Origin of the sequence: Acinetobacter sp. YH12134, assembly GCF_013418555.1 — a bacterium.
Taxonomy (GTDB): Bacteria; Pseudomonadota; Gammaproteobacteria; order Pseudomonadales; family Moraxellaceae; genus Acinetobacter; species Acinetobacter indicus.
Genome location: NZ_VPBT01000058.1, coordinates 1 through 1,100, shown reverse-complemented (window position 1 = coordinate 1,100; position 1,100 = coordinate 1). Strand labels below are relative to the sequence as shown.

Sequence of the window (1,100 nt, the reverse complement as noted above, 5' to 3'; positions counted from 1 at the left end):
GGATGAGCCGCCGGTCGGTGCTGTAGTGGGTGGTATTCCGGTACCGTATGGATGTTGCGACGTTGTAAGGTTAAGGTATTGCCTTGACGTTCATCCGGGTGTTGTTTTTGTTGAAAACTAAAATGGCTATGCCAGTGGCTTTGACTGAGTAGCTGGTTAATCTGCTGATTGAGGTCTTTGGGTAAGTTGTTCTGGTTATAGAACTGTTTGCCGGTAATTAGAAATTCTTTGTCGGCTGCGCTGTGCTGGTCAATTTCCGGGTGTTCATTCAGTTCAAACCAGTAGCCAACCTGGGCATCACGGACGGTGGAATGCGCGCTGAAGTATTTGGATTGCAGGTCGTGGTAGTGACTGAGGTTCTGGTTCAGCTTGTCCAGCTGGTTGTTGGAAGAGGCTGTGGCCTGGTCTTCACCATTTAAATCCTGCATCCAGGCCGGGCTGATCTGCCAGGCTTGTTCCAGGCTTAAGCTGGCATTGTCCTGATTATGACTGTGCTGGTGTTTGCTTTGCACTGAACCGGCACCTTCTTCCTGGCTCAGGCTATCCGACTGCCAGCGCTGTAAATGTACGGCCGTCGGTTGCAGGCTGCGCTGGGCAATCAACTGGGTGATGCTATCTAATTGTTCGGTGGCACTGGAGCGATGAAAACGAATGCTGCGGCGGTTTAAGGCACTGTACTGGCTGTTGTCATCAATCAGGCGCAGTTTCTGGGCCTGTATCGGGCTGCTGGAATGTACGACCTGTAACTGGGCTTCATCAATCAGCCAGTTAATGCCTTCACTGCGCCAGAGCCGGGTCAAAAAGTCATAGTCGGTTTCATTGGACTGCATGATAAAAGGACGCACATCCAGTTCCTGGGTCAGTCCGGTTAAGTCCAGGGTCAGGCTGGCGGCAAAGAGTGGGCTTTTGTTTTGCCATTCTTTAAACAGAATTTCACTGACCTCACGCACGCTTTTATTCATAAACACGCGGCTGTTACGGCGTTTATGCCAGAGTGCGGTTGGATCTTCTAGCGTAAGTTTATAGAGGGTGAGAGAGCCATCACTCTGGCCTTGCGCGGCTGCGGTGATAATACCGCTGCTGCGAAACAGCTGGCCCTG

Annotated in this window: 1 protein-coding gene; it reads right to left on the bottom strand. The window is 51.5% G+C overall.

Features of this window, described 5'->3' with window-relative positions; genetic code table 11:
* Positions 1 to 1,100 (bottom strand): phage late control D family protein (locus tag FTU69_RS14675; RefSeq protein ID WP_180104107.1); only part of this gene is annotated, 1,100 nt, incomplete at both ends.